The sequence below is a fragment of the Paenibacillus sp. FSL L8-0436 genome, from assembly GCF_038593025.1.
Classification (GTDB): domain Bacteria; phylum Bacillota; class Bacilli; order Paenibacillales; family Paenibacillaceae; genus Paenibacillus_AQ.
Window position 1 is genome coordinate 3,983,697 of record NZ_CP151955.1, and the last position, 19,443, is coordinate 4,003,139.

The 19,443-nt window shown below is 43.3% G+C and carries 16 protein-coding genes and 2 pseudogenes; 16 read left to right on the forward strand and 2 right to left on the reverse strand.

Features of this window, described 5'->3' with window-relative positions; translation table 11 throughout:
* Window positions 1–663 precede the first annotated feature (663 nt).
* Window positions 664–795 (reverse strand): annotated as a pseudogene (locus tag NSS79_RS18085) (hypothetical protein); the annotation flags it as partial.
* Window positions 796–1,056: 261 nt separating this feature from the next.
* Between NSS79_RS18085 and NSS79_RS18090 the strand changes: the two are divergent.
* The 10 genes and pseudogenes from NSS79_RS18090 to NSS79_RS18135 all read left to right on the forward strand — a co-directional run bounded on the left by NSS79_RS18090 (window position 1,057) and on the right by NSS79_RS18135 (window position 11,108).
* Window positions 1,057–1,359, forward strand: a complete 303-nt coding sequence (locus NSS79_RS18090) for a MazG-like family protein (RefSeq protein ID WP_340898080.1) — start codon at window positions 1,057–1,059, stop codon at window positions 1,357–1,359.
* A 466-nt stretch (window positions 1,360–1,825) separates the two neighbouring features.
* Complete coding sequence (locus NSS79_RS18095; protein WP_342435566.1) at window positions 1,826–2,506, forward strand: hypothetical protein; 681 nt, start codon at window positions 1,826–1,828, stop codon at window positions 2,504–2,506.
* Complete coding sequence (locus tag NSS79_RS18100; protein ID WP_342440497.1) at window positions 2,503–2,754, forward strand: hypothetical protein; 252 nt, start codon at window positions 2,503–2,505, stop codon at window positions 2,752–2,754. The genes NSS79_RS18095 and NSS79_RS18100 overlap by 4 nt, the downstream gene beginning before the upstream one ends.
* A gap of 14 nt (window positions 2,755–2,768) precedes the next feature.
* A complete protein-coding gene (locus NSS79_RS18105) occupies window positions 2,769–3,287 on the forward strand; it encodes an immunity 42 family protein (protein ID WP_342435567.1) in 519 nt (172 codons plus the stop codon).
* Window positions 3,288–3,420: 133 nt separating this feature from the next.
* Window positions 3,421–4,101: pseudogene (locus tag NSS79_RS18110) on the forward strand (hypothetical protein); the annotation flags it as partial.
* A 315-nt stretch (window positions 4,102–4,416) separates the two neighbouring features.
* Window positions 4,417–4,929: a hypothetical protein gene (locus tag NSS79_RS18115; RefSeq protein ID WP_342435568.1), complete on the forward strand. Its 513-nt coding sequence runs from the start codon at window positions 4,417–4,419 to the stop codon at window positions 4,927–4,929.
* A 1,377-nt stretch (window positions 4,930–6,306) separates the two neighbouring features.
* A complete protein-coding gene (locus tag NSS79_RS18120; RefSeq protein WP_342435569.1) occupies window positions 6,307–7,500 on the forward strand; it encodes a transposase in 1,194 nt (397 codons plus the stop codon).
* A gap of 66 nt (window positions 7,501–7,566) precedes the next feature.
* Window positions 7,567–8,727 carry a hypothetical protein gene (locus NSS79_RS18125; RefSeq protein ID WP_342435570.1) on the forward strand — a complete coding sequence of 387 codons (1,161 nt, stop codon included), beginning with the start codon at window positions 7,567–7,569 and terminating at the stop codon, window positions 8,725–8,727.
* A 1,272-nt stretch (window positions 8,728–9,999) separates the two neighbouring features.
* Complete coding sequence (locus NSS79_RS18130; RefSeq protein WP_076114631.1) at window positions 10,000–10,494, forward strand: hypothetical protein; 495 nt, start codon at window positions 10,000–10,002, stop codon at window positions 10,492–10,494.
* A 20-nt stretch (window positions 10,495–10,514) separates the two neighbouring features.
* Entirely contained in the window at window positions 10,515–11,108 is a 594-nt protein-coding gene (locus tag NSS79_RS18135) for a hypothetical protein (RefSeq protein WP_076114630.1), read from the forward strand.
* 275 nt (window positions 11,109–11,383) lie between these two features.
* On the opposite strand, the gene NSS79_RS18140 is transcribed toward NSS79_RS18135, so the two are convergent.
* On the reverse strand, window positions 11,384–12,520 hold the full coding sequence (locus tag NSS79_RS18140; RefSeq protein ID WP_256718294.1) for an acyl-CoA dehydrogenase family protein: 1,137 nt from the start codon (window positions 12,518–12,520) through the stop codon (window positions 11,384–11,386).
* Between the two features lie 229 nt (window positions 12,521–12,749).
* On the opposite strand from NSS79_RS18140, the gene NSS79_RS18145 reads away from it, so the two are divergent.
* The 6 genes from NSS79_RS18145 to NSS79_RS18170 are packed head-to-tail and all read left to right on the forward strand — an operon-like array spanning window position 12,750 to window position 19,412.
* The gene (locus NSS79_RS18145) at window positions 12,750–13,595 is read left to right on the forward strand and encodes a 3-hydroxyacyl-CoA dehydrogenase family protein (RefSeq protein ID WP_076114510.1); all 846 of its coding nucleotides are present in this window, start codon (window positions 12,750–12,752) and stop codon (window positions 13,593–13,595) included.
* Window positions 13,596–13,635: 40 nt separating this feature from the next.
* Window positions 13,636–13,872 (forward strand): phosphopantetheine-binding protein, encoded by a 237-nt coding sequence (locus NSS79_RS18150; RefSeq protein WP_076114511.1) that lies wholly within the window; start codon window positions 13,636–13,638, stop codon window positions 13,870–13,872.
* A 33-nt stretch (window positions 13,873–13,905) separates the two neighbouring features.
* Complete coding sequence (locus NSS79_RS18155) at window positions 13,906–14,985, forward strand: HAD-IIIC family phosphatase (RefSeq protein ID WP_076114512.1); 1,080 nt, start codon at window positions 13,906–13,908, stop codon at window positions 14,983–14,985.
* A gap of 12 nt (window positions 14,986–14,997) precedes the next feature.
* Window positions 14,998–15,954, forward strand: coding sequence for an ACP S-malonyltransferase (gene fabD / locus NSS79_RS18160; RefSeq protein WP_342435571.1), 957 nt, complete (start codon window positions 14,998–15,000; stop codon window positions 15,952–15,954).
* 25 nt (window positions 15,955–15,979) lie between these two features.
* Window positions 15,980–16,948, forward strand: a complete 969-nt coding sequence (sbnB, locus tag NSS79_RS18165) for a 2,3-diaminopropionate biosynthesis protein SbnB (RefSeq protein ID WP_342435572.1) — start codon at window positions 15,980–15,982, stop codon at window positions 16,946–16,948.
* A 16-nt stretch (window positions 16,949–16,964) separates the two neighbouring features.
* Window positions 16,965–19,412 carry a penicillin acylase family protein gene (locus tag NSS79_RS18170; protein ID WP_342435573.1) on the forward strand — a complete coding sequence of 816 codons (2,448 nt, stop codon included), beginning with the start codon at window positions 16,965–16,967 and terminating at the stop codon, window positions 19,410–19,412.
* Window positions 19,413–19,443 lie beyond the last annotated feature (31 nt).

Sequence of the window (19,443 nt, forward strand, 5' to 3'; positions counted from 1 at the left end):
CATGATATAACAGTGGAATTGTTCGATCCTGGAAATGTACGGTCAGAGCAAAATCCTGATGGACAACAAGGTCCAAATGCAGTAGCAGAAGAATTATTCAATATGATCATCAGTAATAAAGAATCATGATACTAGTACCCTGACCGTATCAAATTTTATGTACAGTTCAATAGACCGGACAGCATCACTTTAAGCAACATGCTCGCTAGTAACCTTACATTTGTCTTGGTCATTGTACTAGTACAGCTATGGGTGAAACCAACGCTTTATAATGTAATAATGTGTAAGTTTTCTAGACCACAAATATGGTGTCCTTAAAGAACCCACACTAGGTGTGGGTTCTTTAGTGTAGCTTTAGCAATTCGAGGTGCTGGTATTATTCTAATTGCTCGGTTTAGCTGAACATAAGTATCAAAAATGAGACCGTATACACCAATGCGAATCGCATTGAATTGGCCAGAAAACAATGCCTTAAAGGATTACGTAGATTCATTTGTAAAAAACATGACTAAACGCCAATCAAATTGCAGTAAATAACATAATTAAACGACTGTAAACAACCCTAAATAATCGGTTGTTTTTTTGCATTAGATGCATTAGAAAGGGGGTATTCGGCAAATGTACAAGAACATGGCACTATTGCCGATTTGATGATTATCTAAAAGCTCCATTCCAGAAGGCGATGTTATATGAAGTGTAGTAATGGACCGTGGAACGGATCTGTAGCCCGTTGTTGTCCAGACTGTTGCTGCCAAAATGCTGGAGATAATAGTCATAGGTTCTCTCAGCATTATAAACCGATATCTCCGAAATATTGAACCCCTATCCGAAATTCGAGCCATATATAACAGAGATTTTATAGTATATAATGTTTTTCATAAAAGCCATATAATTACATCAAAGAATTTAATTTGCAATAAAAAGTATTATATTTCATTTTATGAAAGGAGAATATGAATTGCCGGAAATATCAATCATAATCCCGACATATAAAAAAGCTTTCTACCAAGACTTATCTATTGCAAATAAAAATTATATATAGGATAGGTGAATAAAATGATTGATTTATTACAGTTACAAAAAAGAGTTTATCAGAATAAAATTGCGAAAGGATTTAATGTTACTGATATTTATAAAGAATTTTGTTTTATATATGGCGAATTATCAGAAGCTTGCGAAGCTTATCTGAAAAAAAAAGACGATTTGGGTGAAGAATTGGCTGATGTTGCACTCTACTTAATAGGGCTTTCGGAACTTCTAGGAATTAACTTGGAAGAAGAGATAGTGTGTAAAATGGAAAAAAATGAAAAAAGAATATACGAAAATAAAAATGGTGTACTTACAAAAGTAAAAGAATAAAACTATTCCTCACTCGGCACACGGTATGACACCTCATGTAAAGATAGGGACAGATCCAATTGAAGCAGGTGACTACATCATTCCAACCAAAGAAGTTTTACGCTTAATGGACAAAATGATGAGCGTAGTTTATTGAACACAACTCACTGGAGTTGTGTTTGTTTTTTTGTCGGTGGACAAGAACATAGTACTATTACCTTGGATGACCTGACACAATTGCATGATATGTTTGCTGCTAAGTGCGAAGGATGTCATACATGCGAGGAATCAATGCCTTCATAAAGCACTTGTTATACGTCAAGTATCATATTGAATAGACCGGTTCATACCGGCAAGGAGGAAGTTATATGTATAGTGCGAGATTAGATTACTACATCATAGAATTCATGTTGAATCAAGCTTGAACCGATATATAGATATGCTGGATTATTTTTCCTCATACATTTAAGAAGAAGGGACTAGCTCTATGAACTATATGGACGAGCAAATTCTTAGCCTCAGGAATATGGTCATTGACCAGGCGACACCTGACAATGATCAAGCGAAATTGGCCCCACTCCCATTATCTGAATCAGAGCAGGACAACCCCGTTGCTGAAAAAAACATGGTGCTGCGAATCGGCAATGAGCACATCACGTTAGAGCCAAGAACGATTCTGGATGGGCATATTGAGGTTAGTGTACCGAAATCCTTTAGTCTTATGCCGCTGGAGAAGGCCAAATTCAAATATCCTTCGGAGCATCGCCCCCAGGTGATCTACACCTCTTTGGAAGAGACGATTAATATCACCTTAAGTCCTGCAGATACGCTCTTGGATGCGGATGAACTCCCTGAGTTTACGGAGCAGATGACCGATGTCTTACGGTCTGTACAACCGATTCGTAATTGGAAAGGCACCGAACAGGTCACCAATCGTTCCGGACTGTCCATCGGAATTATCCGCTTTGTAGCAGCGGGTGTAGACGAGAATCTGTACAATGAAATGCTGCTGTTCATCCATGAAGGACATGTGATGATGGGCACCTTCAACTGTATGGAGTCCAGCATGCAGACGTGGTTGCCTGTAGCGGAACATCTGGTGCAATCGCTCCGTATCCTTCCGCTTCTCTCCCCTTCTCCGCTTAAGAAAGAGGTGGCCTCGTTATGAGCCTGGGCTACGAACATATCCAAATCTCTCCCTATACTCTGGTCAATCTGGAGCTGCTTACCTTGACCAAAAAAATTAACGAGCACACCCGGCTGTATTTTACAGGTGTCATCCCGGAAGACATGCAGGACAGTTATGTGGAATCGACGGGTAAGAACACCGTCATTGCCCGTGGTGTTCATTTTGCGGGAGAAATCACAAAAGATAAATTAACAAAGTCTGTTCGACAACAATTAGGAATAAAGTAAAGGAGTAGCCCATCATGTTAATAGGGGATTCAAATAAATTTGCCATTCAGTTTGACCTTAATGCAGACTATGGTGGTTTTTGGATGTTCGGTAAGTTTTGCTATTGGATAAATGGAATTCGTATTGGCGATTATGAGTCGGGTACATCATTACGAGATGTATTATTTTCACTTGAGTCTTTGGTTAAAGATAATAGCAATCGTTCCAATGAAAAACTATTTAATTTAGATGCTAAGGAGTGTTTCAATAGACTCAATGAAGCCCTGTATGGCGATTCTAACCAATATGACAGCATTTCTATCGAAGAGTCTTGGGCTCGGTTTAACGTCTGTCCGCTCTTGGATATTTTCAACGATTGGAAGATATTCTTAGTAGAGTACAAAGGTAGTGCACGTTTTTTAATAAGGAATTTGAACTCAGTAAAAAAAACAGATGACATTTTAGAATATATTGTTCAGGTGAGAGAATTTGAAACTGAATTATACAAAACTTATGAATTATTAAGCGAAATTTATGAAAACGAGATTAAATAGTACCAACATTATCTTGAAGAGGCTCAGGTATTTTCAAGGTTTCCTTTTGGTGGGGAGTAACCCATTATTCAACCAATAATACACTTAATTCATGTAATAGCATTACAAAAATTTATTCAATTCATTTGTGCGCACAGTGATGTATCTGCAAGGCGGCGCCAGCAGCATGATCCTCCAGGCCCCGGTGATTGATCAGGAAGGTACGGTGAAGGCCCCGGTGTTCGTGGCCGACCTCCCTCCTGTACCGGAGCCGCCGCTGATGAGTATCCAGGCGTACGAGGCCGCCCAAGCCGCAGCCCAGGCTTCATCAAGCAGCCCGGCCGAGGCTCCTGCGGCGAAGATCACAAGCCCGGCAGCGCAACAACAAGCGGAGGCCTTGCTGGGAACGGTGTCCAAGCTGTTAGGGGCGATTCCGGCAGTGGCCCGGGTTGCAGGTGTCTTCCTGAACGCTTTCGGAGGTCCTGCGGGCAAGGCAGTAGGTATGATTATGCAGGCCACTGCAGCGATTCCTGTCCGGAGCACGGGAACGAGTCGAGCCGGGGGCGGAGCCGCTGGAGGGGGTCTGCATCCGCTGAAATATTTGGCGAGTCTGGCGCTGGAAGGGTTGATCAGCCAGTACGAGCTTGAGCAGGGAAAGCAAGACTACTATAGCAAGTGGATCCTGGGAAACGTGTTTACGAGTGCGCGGCAGTTAGCGCATTCGGGCGGCCCGTTGGAGCTCGTTCAAAACCTGCTGGCAGAATCGAAGGCGATGTATCTTACCTATCATCAAGTGCCCGCAGACCTAAGGCAACGCTGGTGGGGCAATTACGAGAGCTATCTCGCTCAGCAGCCACAGCCAGAGACAGAGAACCCTAAACCTAAGTCTGGTGGGAAAAAATGTTTGAGCAATACGGAGAAAATGAGATTCTTACTGCAGAAGCCAAGCGAGAATCGGCGCAGCTTCAAACGGAGTTGGCATGGGATGTTGCCCAGGGGGCCAATGAAACCATTAGGGTAAACCAATCGATGGGTTTGTATGAGCAACGCGATTATCATCCCCAAATGGTGAATGGCTTACACTACTTGAGCAAGGTAAGGCAATGGATTTGAATATAATGTTTATACCATAAAAATGGAGGTCTAAGAAATGTTGGAGAAAATTAAAGAACTAATAAGAAATAATATAGATGAGATTCATTTAACTGGTGTTGTACACATAGAGGAAAATGGAATTGCTGAATTCATTTCTAATACGAATTTTTTATTTTTGGAGTTTGCTGACCAATTTATCCAGTTTGAGGCAATAGATGGTTACGGGAAGCTCCATATTACAATTGTGGATTCTCTTAGATATGAAACTGATATTGAAGATGTGATTCCTAGTAGAACTAAGGTTGGTGACGTTATATTTACCAACCCTTTAGCAGAAAATCACGTGGATAGTATAGTTTTTTTTAACTTAGAGAATATGGAAAATGCACTGATATGTGATGTTTTACATATCAAATTAATAAATGGGCAGGATTTATTTATAGATCCTCAATTTACGGGAATTAATATAGGTGGTCTAGAACAAAAACAATTCTGGGAAGAGAATTTTGTGGAAAGGGTTTTACCACGGGTCGGGGTGTATCCAGAAGAAACTTACATAAAATGTTAACAGTAAATAGGACGGACTTAATGCGTTTTTTTGTTTAGAGCATATTACTATGGTTTTGAGGAATGGGCAGAAGCATGAGCTGAAGCTTTTCCTGCAGCTCGACGTAGGAGCCGCGCGGTCTGCTCCTGCAGTCTCCGGATAGCTAATCGAGCACCATTGTGTCACTGAACTGCAACCGCCCGGGACCGTCGGATAGTATCAGTAGAAGCCTGTGGAGCCTTGTCAGAAGTACACGCAACAGTAATGGAGCACTCAAACTGGGGTAATACAACTAAATTTGTTTCACTAATGATCAGGAGTGACCCTTTTTGAAGTTAAACAAGACCCAAGCTCTTTTGATTCAGCTGAAAGGAAATGTCCTTTGGATGCTCAATTAGTAAAAATTATTAGGAACACCAGCGATGGAAAAGATAAAACTTTAATGAAGCGATATGGGTATGACTTTGTGCGTTATTGTTTTGAAGTATTTAAAATGAGAACTTAATATTCCGACAGTTTGTTTGTGTCGGTGGACAAAAACATACTCCCATAAGAGCCCGCGCCCAGCGCGGGTTTTCTGTTTTAAGGGACCAAGTTCTTGTCCTTTTCTCAGGACAAGAACTTGGTCCCTTTACCGAAAATGGACAAGAACTTAGTCCTATTGCCGATTTAATGATTATCTAAACGCTCTCATAAATTTCATCAAATCTTTTTTCAATAACACATCAAATTTTTCTTCCTTGAACTCATGTGGAGAAGTCATGACTTAGGTAACCAAATTCCACGATTCCGCATAAGTCGGCGTTTTAATTGAAAAGTGATTTCTTCTGGAACTCCAGCGGACTTTATCTGAAATTAGATGAATTGAATAGTACGAACGGAGATTTGTCAGACTACTAAGAGATTAAACACCATTTTAGCAAGAGAACTCCAATCATTATGTGAGAAGGAGCATGTTAGATTTATGTGATGTAAAGTATACTGAAATCATCTTAACTGAAAAAATGACTTTTATCAGCAAACTGTCGAAAGTCGTACCAACTCAAATATGAGAAAAATAATAGTGTTGTTAAATGAAGACCTATTGTACCGGATAGCATTAGCATTCGTTAGTTTGAGCGGCACTTATTTTCAAAAAGGACAGGTGAAAGACGCGGGGATGAAATATTAGACTTAATTTTAGAAGTAAGTATTGTTTGGTATCCGAAGAGATATGTATATGGTGGAGCATATTAGAAATCTATTTCCCGAGCATAATGAGTATATTTTAAATGAGCATTTTGCATTAATCTAAGTCCTTGCTAGACAAAGGAATTTCGAGCATAAAAAAGGACTTCACCCCAACTTGGAGAAGTTTTCAAGTGACCAAACGAGAAAACCCAAGGGAGTGAAGTCACTATGTATATTCTCCAAGAAAGTCTATTTTCCTTTGAGGAACTTCAAAAAATCGAATCGAAAGAACGACTGCCCCTCTTTTTCAGTGCACTGGACCTGAGACCGTGTGCGAGGCAATTGAGAAATCCTTCACCCCGAGGAGCGGACGGGCACTGCCGTCAAGGCATTCTTCGCGCATTACTCGCGGCTCCCTTAGAGAACATCGATACGTTCACCGGCCTAGCGCGCAGATTGGAGTTTGACCTTCGTTTCCGTTACCAATGTGGGCTTCGGCTGGATATCCCTGCCCCTTCGATTTCCACGTTAAGCCGGGTTTTTGCCGAGTTGACTCGCAAAAACCTTGCCCAGCAGTTGTTTGAGGATCTTGTCGCTCAGTGCCAAGAAGCTGGAATCATCGACGGCACTCATGTCGCCATCGACAGCGCAGCCATTGACGCCTACGAGAAAAAGGAACCCAAGCGAAAAAGCGAGCTCACTGGCAATGCCAACTGGGGTGCAAAGTTTGATACCTTCGGCAACAAAGTTAAGTGGTTTGGCTATAAGCTGCATCTGGCCGTCGATGCCAAGAGTGAACTTCCGATGGTGCTAAAGGTGACGCCTGCCCATGTGAACGACGGAGACGAAGGGCCTGCACTCATGACGCTTGCCGCTGCGAAATCCAAAGCGAAATTTTTCATGCTGGATGCAGGCTATGACCAAATGAAAAACTACGAGGCGGCCCGGAACGTCAAGGCACAAGCCATTATTCCGCTCAATCCCAGAAATGAAAAGGAACCGCCAGCGGGGATCACCCGCAAAGGCACACCTTGCTGTTCGATGGGCTTTCCTATGACGTATTGGGGACAGGAGAAGGCAGATTTGAAATTCCGTTGTCCACATGCGACAGGACATGTGAATTGCCCTTTAGGCATGGCCGCTTGTTCGTCCTCCAATTATGGAATGGTGGTCAAAGTTGACAGCCAAAAGGATCTCAGACGTTACGCTCTACCGCATCGCGAAAGCCGAGGCTGGAAGGAAATTTACAATAAACGAACCAGTGTGGAGCGCTGCAATTCTCGAATGAAGGCCTATTTAACCGCTGACCAGCTCCATGTTTGGGGTATTCAAAAAGTGACGACCCACCAATATTTGAATGCGATTGTGTTACTTGCCTCTGCACTTGCCATCGCGAAGCAACGTGTCCGAGACGCCGCTTAAAAATGTCAGCTTCACCGAAATTCTGCCCGTCTGCCCACTTCTAACCCAAATCTCAAAAACGGAGCTTTGGAAATAGCCCTCGACTTTGACTTTGAATTAAAAATTGAATTATGCAAAATGCTCAAATATAAATCCATGAATATATATTATTTGAAAAAGGAGATTATTATGGGAGAATCATGTAGTTACATTGAGACCGGAGAATGTGAAAATAGAAACTGTGAGGTGAATTTATTTTTAAACAAATTTATTAATAGATTATACAAAACGGACCTAAGACATATTGGCTTTAAATGCTTGGATAATACGGGGACAGAGGGAAAAAGGCCTGAAATTTCTTTTATTTATGAAGGGCAAAATATTGTAATCGAAGCTAAGACATTGTATGGTCAAGCAATAAACACCGTAAGTTCATTTACTAAAATTATTGGTGGTTTAATTGAGGATATTAGCTGCAAAAATAAGAAAACGCGCAAAAAATTGAATAAGAAAAAGTCTGAACTGATAGGTGTTAAGTTAACATTCGATGAAACAATATTATCATTGTCTCGTATTTTGAATAGTAAAGACGATAATTCAGAAAAAGAAGACCTAATCTCTAGAGTATTAAGTGCTGCATATAATGAGGTTACCTCTATGGAAAAAAGGAATGTAGAGTTTGGAAATGTGACTTTAGATGTCTCTAAATACAGTAAACACAAGTTTGACAAGAAATTGAAAGAAGTGAAAAGGAATCTTTATAGTAGGCCTGAAATAGGAGAAATGGAAGATATTAATATTATCGAATCAGAATGGGTTCAGCACCCAATTAGGACTGAGGAGTACATCAGAACTAATGAAAAAAAACTAAATTTTTCTATTCATTTTATAGATCCTAGTAATGGAATCGAATTAGATTGCAGTGTGTTAGGCTCTACATTTTTAACTCAGACAAAGCACCTTAATGAAACTATAAAGTCGGCTGAAGATAAATTTAAGAATTACGGATCTGATTATAAGAAAATTCTTTTCTTTAACAACAGTTTTTATAGAATAATGAATGGTAATATTAATGACGGATATGGGGAGTTAATTCGTGAGATAAGAAATATTGTTGAGCGAAGTACTATAGATGAAGTGTGGATTGAATACACAGAGGCACACATCAAGGAGGATCACTATGATTACATTGAAACAGTTTCAAATCAAAGAAAGGGATATGAAAGAATATATCCATATGAAGTGTAAGTGATTAAGTAAAATAATTAATGGATAAAATATATTCACAGCAAGAATTTTGACACAGTATAATACAAAAGGCGCTTCCATTAGGAACAGCTTATTGGACTAAGTTCTTGTCCTTTTTTCAGGACAAGAACAGGGCTTTGTCGGCAATGGGACCATGTATGATACTACGAAATTGTTAAACCAAAAGAACATAGTCCCATTAGAGCCCGCGCCCAGCGCGGGTTTTCTGTTTTAAGGGATCAATTTCTTGTCCTTTGATCAGGACAAGAAATTGGTCCCTTTGCCGAAATTGGACAAGAACATGATACTATTGCCGATTTGATAATCGACTGTAAAGTAAGTATTAAAAGCAAATGTAGTATGAATTCCAGGCGTGGTCGGCGCGTGGAAACCAGGAAGAGCGATGGGAGTCGGTGGTTGGCCAGGAGGACCAGCTACGTGGGCATCAGCCGCGGCGGCGGGTTAAGTTGGATATCTCCGGGCGTCCCGGACAAAACAGCAACTGCAGCACCGGTTAATCGACTCCTACAGAGAGATGCAACAGGATCGTCTGAGCTGCCGCAGCCGGTGTGGGGAAACAGGAATAGCGATGGAAGGCGGTGGCGGCCCGCCGGCAGAAGCCAGGGAAAAGGTCGCCCCGCCTATTCGGCAGCTGCGATAACGAACGCTCCGGATTACAAATGAAGGGATTGTTTTCCTAAGAGGGAAATAGTCCCTTGTAATTAGGTAGTTTACTGTTGAGGTTAAGAACGAATGTATAGGAGGAATAGAAATGAGCGAGCAGCAGCGTACATTAGAATCGTTGAATCAAGGGCGTCCTCGACTGAAGCATTGATCATTCAGAAATTTCGCGGAATAGGAAGAATCCAGTCGCAATTGAACTGTATTAGATTGTCGTTTTAGTAGGGCCAAACAATGTTGGCAAAAGCTCCATTCTTCGGACCTATGAGGTAGCAATGTCCGTGTGCGAACATATCCCAAGTCGATTACAAAATAATGTTGTACACCCGATACAACTGACTTGCAAACAAAGTATGAGGAAATATTGTCTCTGCAACGCAGGGATCACTTTATATTCGGAAAATGCCGTTATTTTATGGAATACACGCATTTGCTTCGATGCAGCAAATACAATCCATCTAAGCCAACAGTTGTAAACAGTCACAATTTGGATGTATCGATTCAAGAGAGTAATTTGATGCAACTTAAAAAGGCGGCTACTATACAGAGTGCAAGATAATTTTTACAGACCAGTTACCAAGGAGTCGCGGCATGGGGCAGGGAAGGTTAATTTCATTTAGAAGAGAACGGATCAATAAGTCTATGAAGCTAATTAGGGACGAGATTGATTACTATTTCAATCTAGATAAAATCACAGTTCGAGTAAAAAACTTTGATTTAAAGGGCAAATCAGTCAGCCTGTATCTTCATTCTGGTAATTGCCATGTTTATAAAGATCCCTCGAAGGGGTGCTCATTATTTCTTCAAGGCTTAGTAGATTTAGATAAGCACAAAGATACAGACAAATCGAATCCCAAGCATTGTCCATATGTTAATCAACTAATGAAAGAGGAACCGGATCGTATGTTTCCGATTTATTTATACAAATATAAATGCGGTCACTACAGTACAGGTCAAGGGCAGCATAGATTTTGTATTTCTGGCACATTAGGCAGACCCATCCCTACAGTGATTTTGGGGTTTGAAATTCATTTGAATTGTGGTTCATGTTCAGAGGAAGGGGTTTATTCACTAAAAATTTTTTAACAGAGGGAGATATTTCATTCATGTATAAAATTAATTTGTTTGAATCATCTATGCACTCTAATCATTTGAACAACAATACATACATAAAGTTTGACTTTGACTTAAAAATCTCTGAAAGCATCCAGTTTATTGACATCCAGGTGTCGGATCAAACACACAGGCTTCAAAACATTTTGGATATTCAGGTATCAGCAAAGGTTAACTCTACTTTCTTAAAGAAAGCTGTGGGTCAAGTCCAACCTAATATTCGTGTGTTCAATCAAGGCTCTGGTTATAGAGAATGGGATTGGATATTTGACTCAAACGATATCTCTGCCATAGAAGGGGTTCGTTCTGGTGACTTGTATTTCACAATTGATGTAACTGTAATAAACATAGCAGTGAAAGCGAAAAATAGAATTGCAGAATACTTAGTCAATGTTTTTCGGTTTCTTTTAATTCCCCTTCGAACGATCAGTGAAGGCTTGAACATCCCCACAAACCAAATAGGAGGTATAGCAAGAGATACAATAAAAAAGTTCATGGCTATAGCATCTTGCAGCGACATGCTTGTAAAAACAATAAATTCTAATATAACAATGAGACCAATAATAATCAGAAGCTTTTTGATTTAAGCATTAAACATCCCCCTTCTTTACTCATACCATTTAAACTATCGGAAACTTACATTCATTTGTAAATACTCTAATGATAAAAACTCTTCTTTAACAAATAAAACCCGTCACTGACGGGTTTTATTTGTTATGGCTTTAGCCAGTTGAGCGCGTGAAACGCGGGAAACATAAAACCACCCGCTATTATAAGAAGAAAAATAAAGTATTAGATTCTTAGATGTTGAATTGACAGTTTTTTTGTATCGGAACAATCGTCGGCTATAGAAAACTAGGTTTTAGATTGTCCGAAATCCGTTCATTGCAATTAAGACTTCATGCATCTGTGATGTTCCTTCTATGATTTCATTGATTCTGGCATCTCTAAAATATCGTTCAATAGGATAATCCCGGCTGCAGCCGTTGGCTCCGTGAATTTGAACAGCATCGCTGGCAATTTTGTTGACTATGCTTGCTGAATAATATTTAGCAGCCCATGTTTCCATAATGGTATCGGGATCGCCAATGTCCTTCAAATTTCCTGCATGAAAGCACATAAGTCTTGCAGCTTTAATACTTACAATCATTTCCGAGATCATCTTCTGGATGAGCTGGTATTCTCTAAGAGGTCTTCCGAATTGCTTTCTTTTTCTAGCGTAATGAACACTTGCCTCCAGACATGCTTGTGCCGTACCAACGGCCCCCCAGGCTACCGTATATCTTCCATAGTCTAAACAGGTTAAAGCTATGTGCGACAGGCCTGTACCCGGTGCCCCTATAATGCTGTCAGCCGGAATCCGGCAATCCTCCAAGGTGAGTTCTGTAATCATGGAAGCCCGGCAGCCGAGCAGTCCCTTCATTGGTTTAATTGTCAGATTCGGATTGTCCCTCTCCACCAGGAAAGCCGTAGGTTTTCCATCCAACTGGGCCATAATAATAAATACGTCAGCGATCTGCCCCATCGTAATCCATTTTTTCACCCCATTCAGGATGTATGAATCTTCATGCAAAATAGCGGATGTACTTACACTTTTGGCATCGCTGCCTACAAGAGGTTCTGTCAGACCAAATGCCCCGATCTTACTGCCGCTGGCCAGCTTAGGGAGCCAGTAATCCTTCTGTGTCTCAGTTCCCCATCTCAGAATACCCAATGCGACCATTCCATGAACGGTTAACAGACTGCGAACAGAGGCACATCCTCTGCCAATCTCTTCGTTAAGCAGCCCGGTTTCCACCATATTAAGCATTGTTCCGCCATATTGCTGTGGAATCATAGTACCCAGGTAGCCTGATTGTTTCATGTATTCAAGAACCTCATCTGTCAATTTTTCCTCTTCATCATGCTGCTGTGCATAAGGGGCTATTTTTTCGTCGGTAAAACATCTGAATTGTTTTTGCAGTTCTATTTGTTCTCTGGTTAAACGAAAATCCATCATATCAGGCCGCCTTATCTATATGGAATTTGGTTGTAATAATAATATATTATTACATAATTATCTTTGATAACAGATTATATTGTATATTTATGCATATTTTTAGTAGACAAATGGATATTTTTGCCTTACTATTGTTTTGTGAATTAGGATCTGATTACATAATAGTCTAACTATTGGAAATAAAACATTATGTGCCATATATCATAAAAAATATAGGAGTGTGCGGAAAATGAAGAAAGTCGGTGTCATCGGAGCAGGTGTCATGGGAGTTGGGGTCGCACAGAATTTGGCTCAATCCGGATTTAATGTGCGACTGGTAGATGTTAACGAGGATATTTTGATACATGCGAAAAGAGAGATATATAACAATGCAAGAATGCACCAGTTCTATACGCGGGGGAAGGAATCCTTTGATCCAGACGAGGTGTTAAGCCGCATCGAAGGCGATCTCCATATGGATGTTCTCAGTGATTGCGACTTTATTATCGAGAACGTAACGGAAAAATGGGAGGTTAAAAAGGATATATATCCGGCTTTGGACAAGATTTGCCCTGAATCTGCGGTTTTTGCAGTCAACACCTCATGTATATCTATTACAAAGATTGGTGGGCTTACCCGTCGCCCCGACCGTATCCTGGGCATTCATTTCATGAATCCTGTACCCTTAAAATCCACGGTGGAGGCCATCCGGGGCGCTTATACTTCACAGGAAACGATTGATTGTGCAGCCGGCATCCTAGCGGGAATGGGCAAGAAATACATATTAGTTAACGATATGCCGGGATTTGTGTCAAACCGGGTGTTAATGCTGACGATCAATGAAGCGATCTGGACGGTACAGGATCAGGTTGCCCCGCCAGAGGATGTCGATCGTATTTTCAAAGAATGTTTCGGCCATACCAGCGGACCGCTTGAAACAGGTGATCTCATCGGGCTGGATACCATACTGTATTCACTTGAAGTGTTGTACGAATCGTACCAGGACCCGAAGTTTAGAGCCTGCCCTCTCTTGCGCCAGATGGTGTCGGCGGGAAAATGCGGACGCAAATCCGGTCAGGGCTTCTATCAATATTAATCTCCATATATGCAAAAAAACAAAAAAAGGAGAATGGCTAATGTCAGATATTAAATCGGATGTTCGTGCATTTTTGTCCCGCTATGTGAAAAATCAGGATATTCAGGATGATGAGGACATCTTCAGCTCTGGTGCTGTTAACTCCCTGTTCGCAATGCAGCTCATTATGTATCTGGAATCCCGCTTCAGCATCCGCATTACGAATCAGGAGATGAATCCCGATAATTTCAAATCTATCAATTCCATTGAACAGACAGTTAACCGGCTGCTTGCTTAGCGGGCTAGATCAAAGGGAAAGGGTGTTTGGGGATTGAACTTACATGGAAATCATACCGGGGATAACGTACAGCAGACTGTCGAGGAAGTCAAAGTTAAGTGCGTCGTATGGGATTTGGATCATACCCTTTGGGAAGGGATTTTGCTTGAGGACAAGCAGGTGGGCTTGAGGGAAGGCGTTCTGGAGGTCATTAAGAGGCTGGATGAAAGGGGCATTCTGCTGTCTATTGCCAGCAGGAACGATGCCAGCCAAGCGATGCTGAAGCTGAAGGAGCTGGGTATCCATAGCTACTTCCTGTACCCGCAAATATCCTGGGAGCCAAAATCAGAATCGGTTAAACGAATAGCTGCCCTGATCAACATCAATCCGAACACCATTGCCTTTATTGATGATCAACCCTTTGAAAGAGACGAGGTCCGTTATTCGCTGCCTGAAGTAAGATGTATTGCCGCTGAAGACATTTCGTCAATCCTGGACAGGCCCGATATGAACCCCAGATTCATTACCGAAGATTCCAGGATGCGCCGGAGCCTGTATAAGAACGATATAGAAAGAAAAGAAGATGAAGAACGTTTTTCGGGTACCATAGAGGAGTTTCTTGCTACCTTGGATTTGGATTTTAGCCTTTACCCGGCCAGCGAGGGAGATTTGCAGCGGGCCGAAGAGCTGACCGTAAGAACCCATCAGCTGAATGCTACAGGCTATACCTATTCTTATCAGGAATTGGATGAGTTCCGGCAATCAGACCGGCACCGGCTTTGGGTAGCGGAGCTGGAAGATAAATATGGAACCTACGGAAAAATCGGACTTGCCCTCGTTGAATGCTCTGAGGATATATGGACGCTCAAACTGCTGCTCATGTCCTGCCGAGTGATGTCCCGCGGCGTCGGGTCCGTCATGCTGAATTTTGTAATGCGTGAAGCCCGCAAGGCGGGATGTAAGCTGAGAGCGGAATTTGTTGAAAATCCTTGGAACCGGATGATGTATGTTACATACAAATTCGCCGGCTTTCAGGAGATCGGAGAGAACGGAAATACGGTGCTGCTTGAACATGATCTGTCTGCTATTCAGCCTTTTCCCGATTACATAAAGATGAAAACCAGCAAAGAATAGGAGAGAGCAACCATGGAGAAGCTTGCTTTTATTTTTCCCGGTCAGGGGTCACAGTACATTGGAATGGGACAGGCGCTTGCCCGGGAGTATTCAGTAGTCCGGCGGACCTTCGAAGAAGCAGGCGATCTTTTGGGATACGATCTTGCCAAGATTTGCTTCGAGGGTAGTTATAGTGATATGTCAGATTCTTCTATCGTTCAACCGGCTCTTCTAACAACGAGTATCAGTGCTTATCGAGTCTATATGCAGGAGATCGGAATTCAGCCCGATTATACAGCAGGACACAGCCTGGGTGAGTACGCTGCACTTACAGTCAGCGGAGCAATTACGTTCAAGGATACCTTACAGCTTGTACACCGGCGTGGGGAACTCACTCAACGTCATATTGAGTCGGGAATTGGTCGAATGACGATAGTAGATGGCGTGGCTTTGGAGAAGGTAGAGCTTGAGTGCAGCTCCGCTGATCCATCAGGCTCCAGGGTTAGCGTCAGCTGTCTGAATGCTCCGGAGCAGACCGCCCTCTCGGGAGAAAATCAGACAATGGATCTGGTTGAGATGAGCCTGAGAAATATGGGTGCAACGATAACCCCTTTATTTCGCAGCGCTCCTTTTCATCATCCTTTAATGGCCGGGGTCTCTGAACAATTTGCCGAATCTCTTCAATCAATTCATTTCTCCCGCCTTCGCTGGCCGGTCATTTCCAATGTGACCGGACAGCCTTACTCGGATGAAGAAACGGCAGCTGACTTGCTGAAACGGCAGATCACTCATCCGGTTAGGTGGGTTGATACGATGAGCTTTCTTAGCGGGCAGAACATCAGCCTGACAGTTGAATTTGGCCCCAAAACCGTATTGAGCAGTTTGGTAAAAGCCAATATCCCTAGTGGAATAACTTCGTTCGGTTTTGATACGGCTTCGGATCGGCAGGCCCTTCATCAATATTTGAGCCTGCAGAACAGCTTCATATAATCCAATCTATATCTAGGAGGTTCTTATGCTATACCTTAATACGGATGATCTGAACCGAATCGGATTACATTGGAAAGAAACGGTTCGTGAAATTGAGAAGGCAACAGAATGCTTGCATGCAGGTGATTTCTCCCAGCCGGTCAAACCCTATGTGCGTTTTAAAGACCCAGCCAACCGCATTATTGCGATGCCAGCCTTTGTCGGCGGATCTTTTTCGATGGCTGGAATCAAATGGATCGCCAGCTTCCCGAACAATATTAATCAGGGGATACAGCGTGCACATTCGGTTACCGTTCTGAACGACGCTTCGTCCGGGCAGCCGGTCTCCATCATAAACAGCGGTCTGATCAGCGGGATCAGAACCGCATCGGTCTCCGGTTTGGTTATACAGAAGTTTTTGCAAGCCCAAAAGAAATCTCATCTAACCGCAGGAATTATCGGATTCGGCCCTATCGGACAGCTCCATCTGAAAATGATCGCTGCGCTTTTCCCGGAAGAAATAGAGCGGGTACTTATCTATGACCTGCGCGGAGTGGATACAGAAAATATCAACAGTTCTATCCGGGACCGCGTTACCGTCTGTGATCACTGGAAAGAGGTTTACGGGAAATCGGATATTTTTATGACATGCACGGTATCGAAACACCGGTATATTGACCGAAAGCCCAAAGACGGAGCTTTACTGCTCAATGTGTCTCTGCGGGATTTCACCGCGGACATTTACGAATACACCCGGCAAATCGCTGTTGACGACTGGGATGAGGTATGCCGGGAAAACACGGACATCGAGATGCTGCATAAGCTTAAGAATCTGCAAAAAGAAGGTACCTTCTCCATCGGGGATATCGTTATCAATGGCGCTTTTAAACACTTGTCCACTGCTGAAGCCGTGATGTTCAATCCGATGGGGATGGCGGTATTTGATATCGCAGTGGGTTCCTATTTTTATCGAATGGCCGCTGAGCTTGGAGCTGGAATTGAGCTTAAAGAGTAGGTAAAGGAGGCTCCTTATGATTTCTTGGGATCTGCTCAACAATATTATGGCTGCTTCGTTTACCCGAGCAGGAATCGGCTATCTCACCCGTTCAAGAGTTCAAACCAAGGGCAGTCTGATCATACCCGGGTTAACATACGAATCCCGGGTATACCGGGACCAAAGAGGCGTACCGCATATCGAAGCGGAGACTGAAGAGGATCTGTATCAGGTGCAGGGATACATCACGGCACAGGACCGTTTGTGGCAAATGGATATGATGCGCCGGCTTGCCGGAGGAGAGCTGGCCGAAATTATCGGCAGCGCCCAGTTAAGAAGCGACAAGCTTTTCCGGACGCTTCAGCTGCGGCAGTCCGCCGAACGTTCTCTTGCTGCTTACTCTGAGAAGACACGTATGATCATGGACAGCTATTGCAAGGGGGTTAACGCTTACATCCAACAGGTGACGGGGAAGGGAAAGCTGGCTTTGGAATTCAAGCTGCTGCGGTATCGGCCGGCTCCCTGGCATCCGATAGACTGCCTCATGATCCTCAAGCTGATGTCATATGACATGAGCGAAAATTGGCGGGCCGAGACTTATCGTTATCAGCTGGCTAAAAAGGCCGGACTCCACTTATGCACCCAATTGTTCCCCGTATATCCGCCGGACGGGTTTGTCACGGTTAAGTCAAGCCCTCAATCCACCGGAGGCGGTAAAGAATGCAGCAGAGTACCATTGCAGCCTTCCATTAATCCGCTCCTTGATCTTGAAGAGCTCCTCGCAGCGACAACAGAGCTACCGGACGAAACAGCTGGGTCCAACGCTTGGGTATTATCGGGGAGACATACCAAATCAGGCTATCCGATTTTGGCCAATGATCCGCACATTAACCACAGTAATCCTTCACTTTGGTATCAATCGCATCTAGTGATCATTAAAGACGGAGTGACTCGTAAAAATGTGATCGGGGTAAGCATACCGGGTGTGCCTGGCATCACGCTGGGCCATAACGAGCACATCGCCTGGGGAGTTACGAACACAAAAATTGATACACAAGATTTGTATATAGAAAAAATAAATCCCAAAGACAAATACAAGTATGAATATGACGAACGCTGGTTAGACGCCGAAATATACCGCGAAAAAATAAAGGTCAAGGGAGAGCCTGAAACCGAGCTTGAGGTTATGGTTACGCATCACGGTCCCATTTTATGTGGCGTACTCGGGATGGATGAAGAGCTTGAAGACGATTCGGAAGCATTGGCCCTGTCATGGCCGGCTCATCTGCCTACCACAGAGCTGGAAGCCGTGCTGGCTTTCAATGATGCGAAAGATTGGAAGGAGTTCAGAACTGCGCTGAGGCAGTATCAGACTCCGGTACTAACCTTCATGTTCGCGTCAAAGGATGACATAGCTTCCAAGGTAGCGGGACTAGTGCCGATCCGGCAGAACCATGACGGCCTGCTGCCCGTTCCGGGATGGAAGAAAGCATATGAACCTACCGGTTATATTCCGTTTGATGAACTTCCAGAGTCAGTGAATCCGCAAGAAGGTATGATTATCAGCGCTAACAACAAATTAGCTGACGAAAGTTATCCATACTTCCTGTCATACGCTTGGGCTCCTCCTTACCGGGCAAACCGTATTTACGAAATGCTCTCCAAAATGTCGGGGATAAGGGCCGAGGAGATGATGAAGCTTCAGGTTGACTACATGAATCCGCAGGCTGATTTGCTTTTGCCAATTCTGCTTCCAAGAATCCGGCTGCACGCTAAGCTTGCTCCTGCTGAACAGTCGGCTTTAGATATCCTGGAGCACTGGAACCGGAAGGACGAAGCGGATCAGGCCGCACCGCTTATTTTTTATAAATGGGTGGATGAATTGGGAAGGGCCATCTTCGAGCCTGTTATGGGAAAGGTGCTCTTCACCCGGATGTTTGATAAGGTCAATGTTCTCGACAGGATGATTATTGAAGCCGATAAGGGAGTTGAAAATGATTGGTTCATTCGTGCAGGGGGATGGGCTGAAGCCGTTGTTAAGAGCTACAAGCAAGCTATCCAGGAGTGTGTCCGGCTGCAGGGGAATACTCCCGGCACTTGGACCTGGGGGACATATCACCGCATTGGTCCCGTGCATCCCTTCGGCGCAGCCGTAAAAGGCCTGAAAGGCTTGCTGAACACCAAAATGCGCCCCATCGGGGGCAGCAATATATCGGTGGGAGCGATGGTTCCGAACGCCACTGGTGCCGTATACTGGTCTGCATCCTGGCGGACGGTGGTTGACCTGTCTGATCTGAAACGCTGCTCCTATGATATCCTGGCACCGGGTCAATCGGGTAATGTATGTAGTCCGCATTATGAGGATCAAGCACAGAATCATGCCGCTGGACTGCAGTTCAATCAAAAAATGGACCCGGAAGAATACCGGCAGGGAACGCTGTTAAAAATGCTCCCGCAAGTGGAAACGGCTAAGCCGTCCTTATAAGAAGCCTATGCTTCCGAAGCAACGATACTCC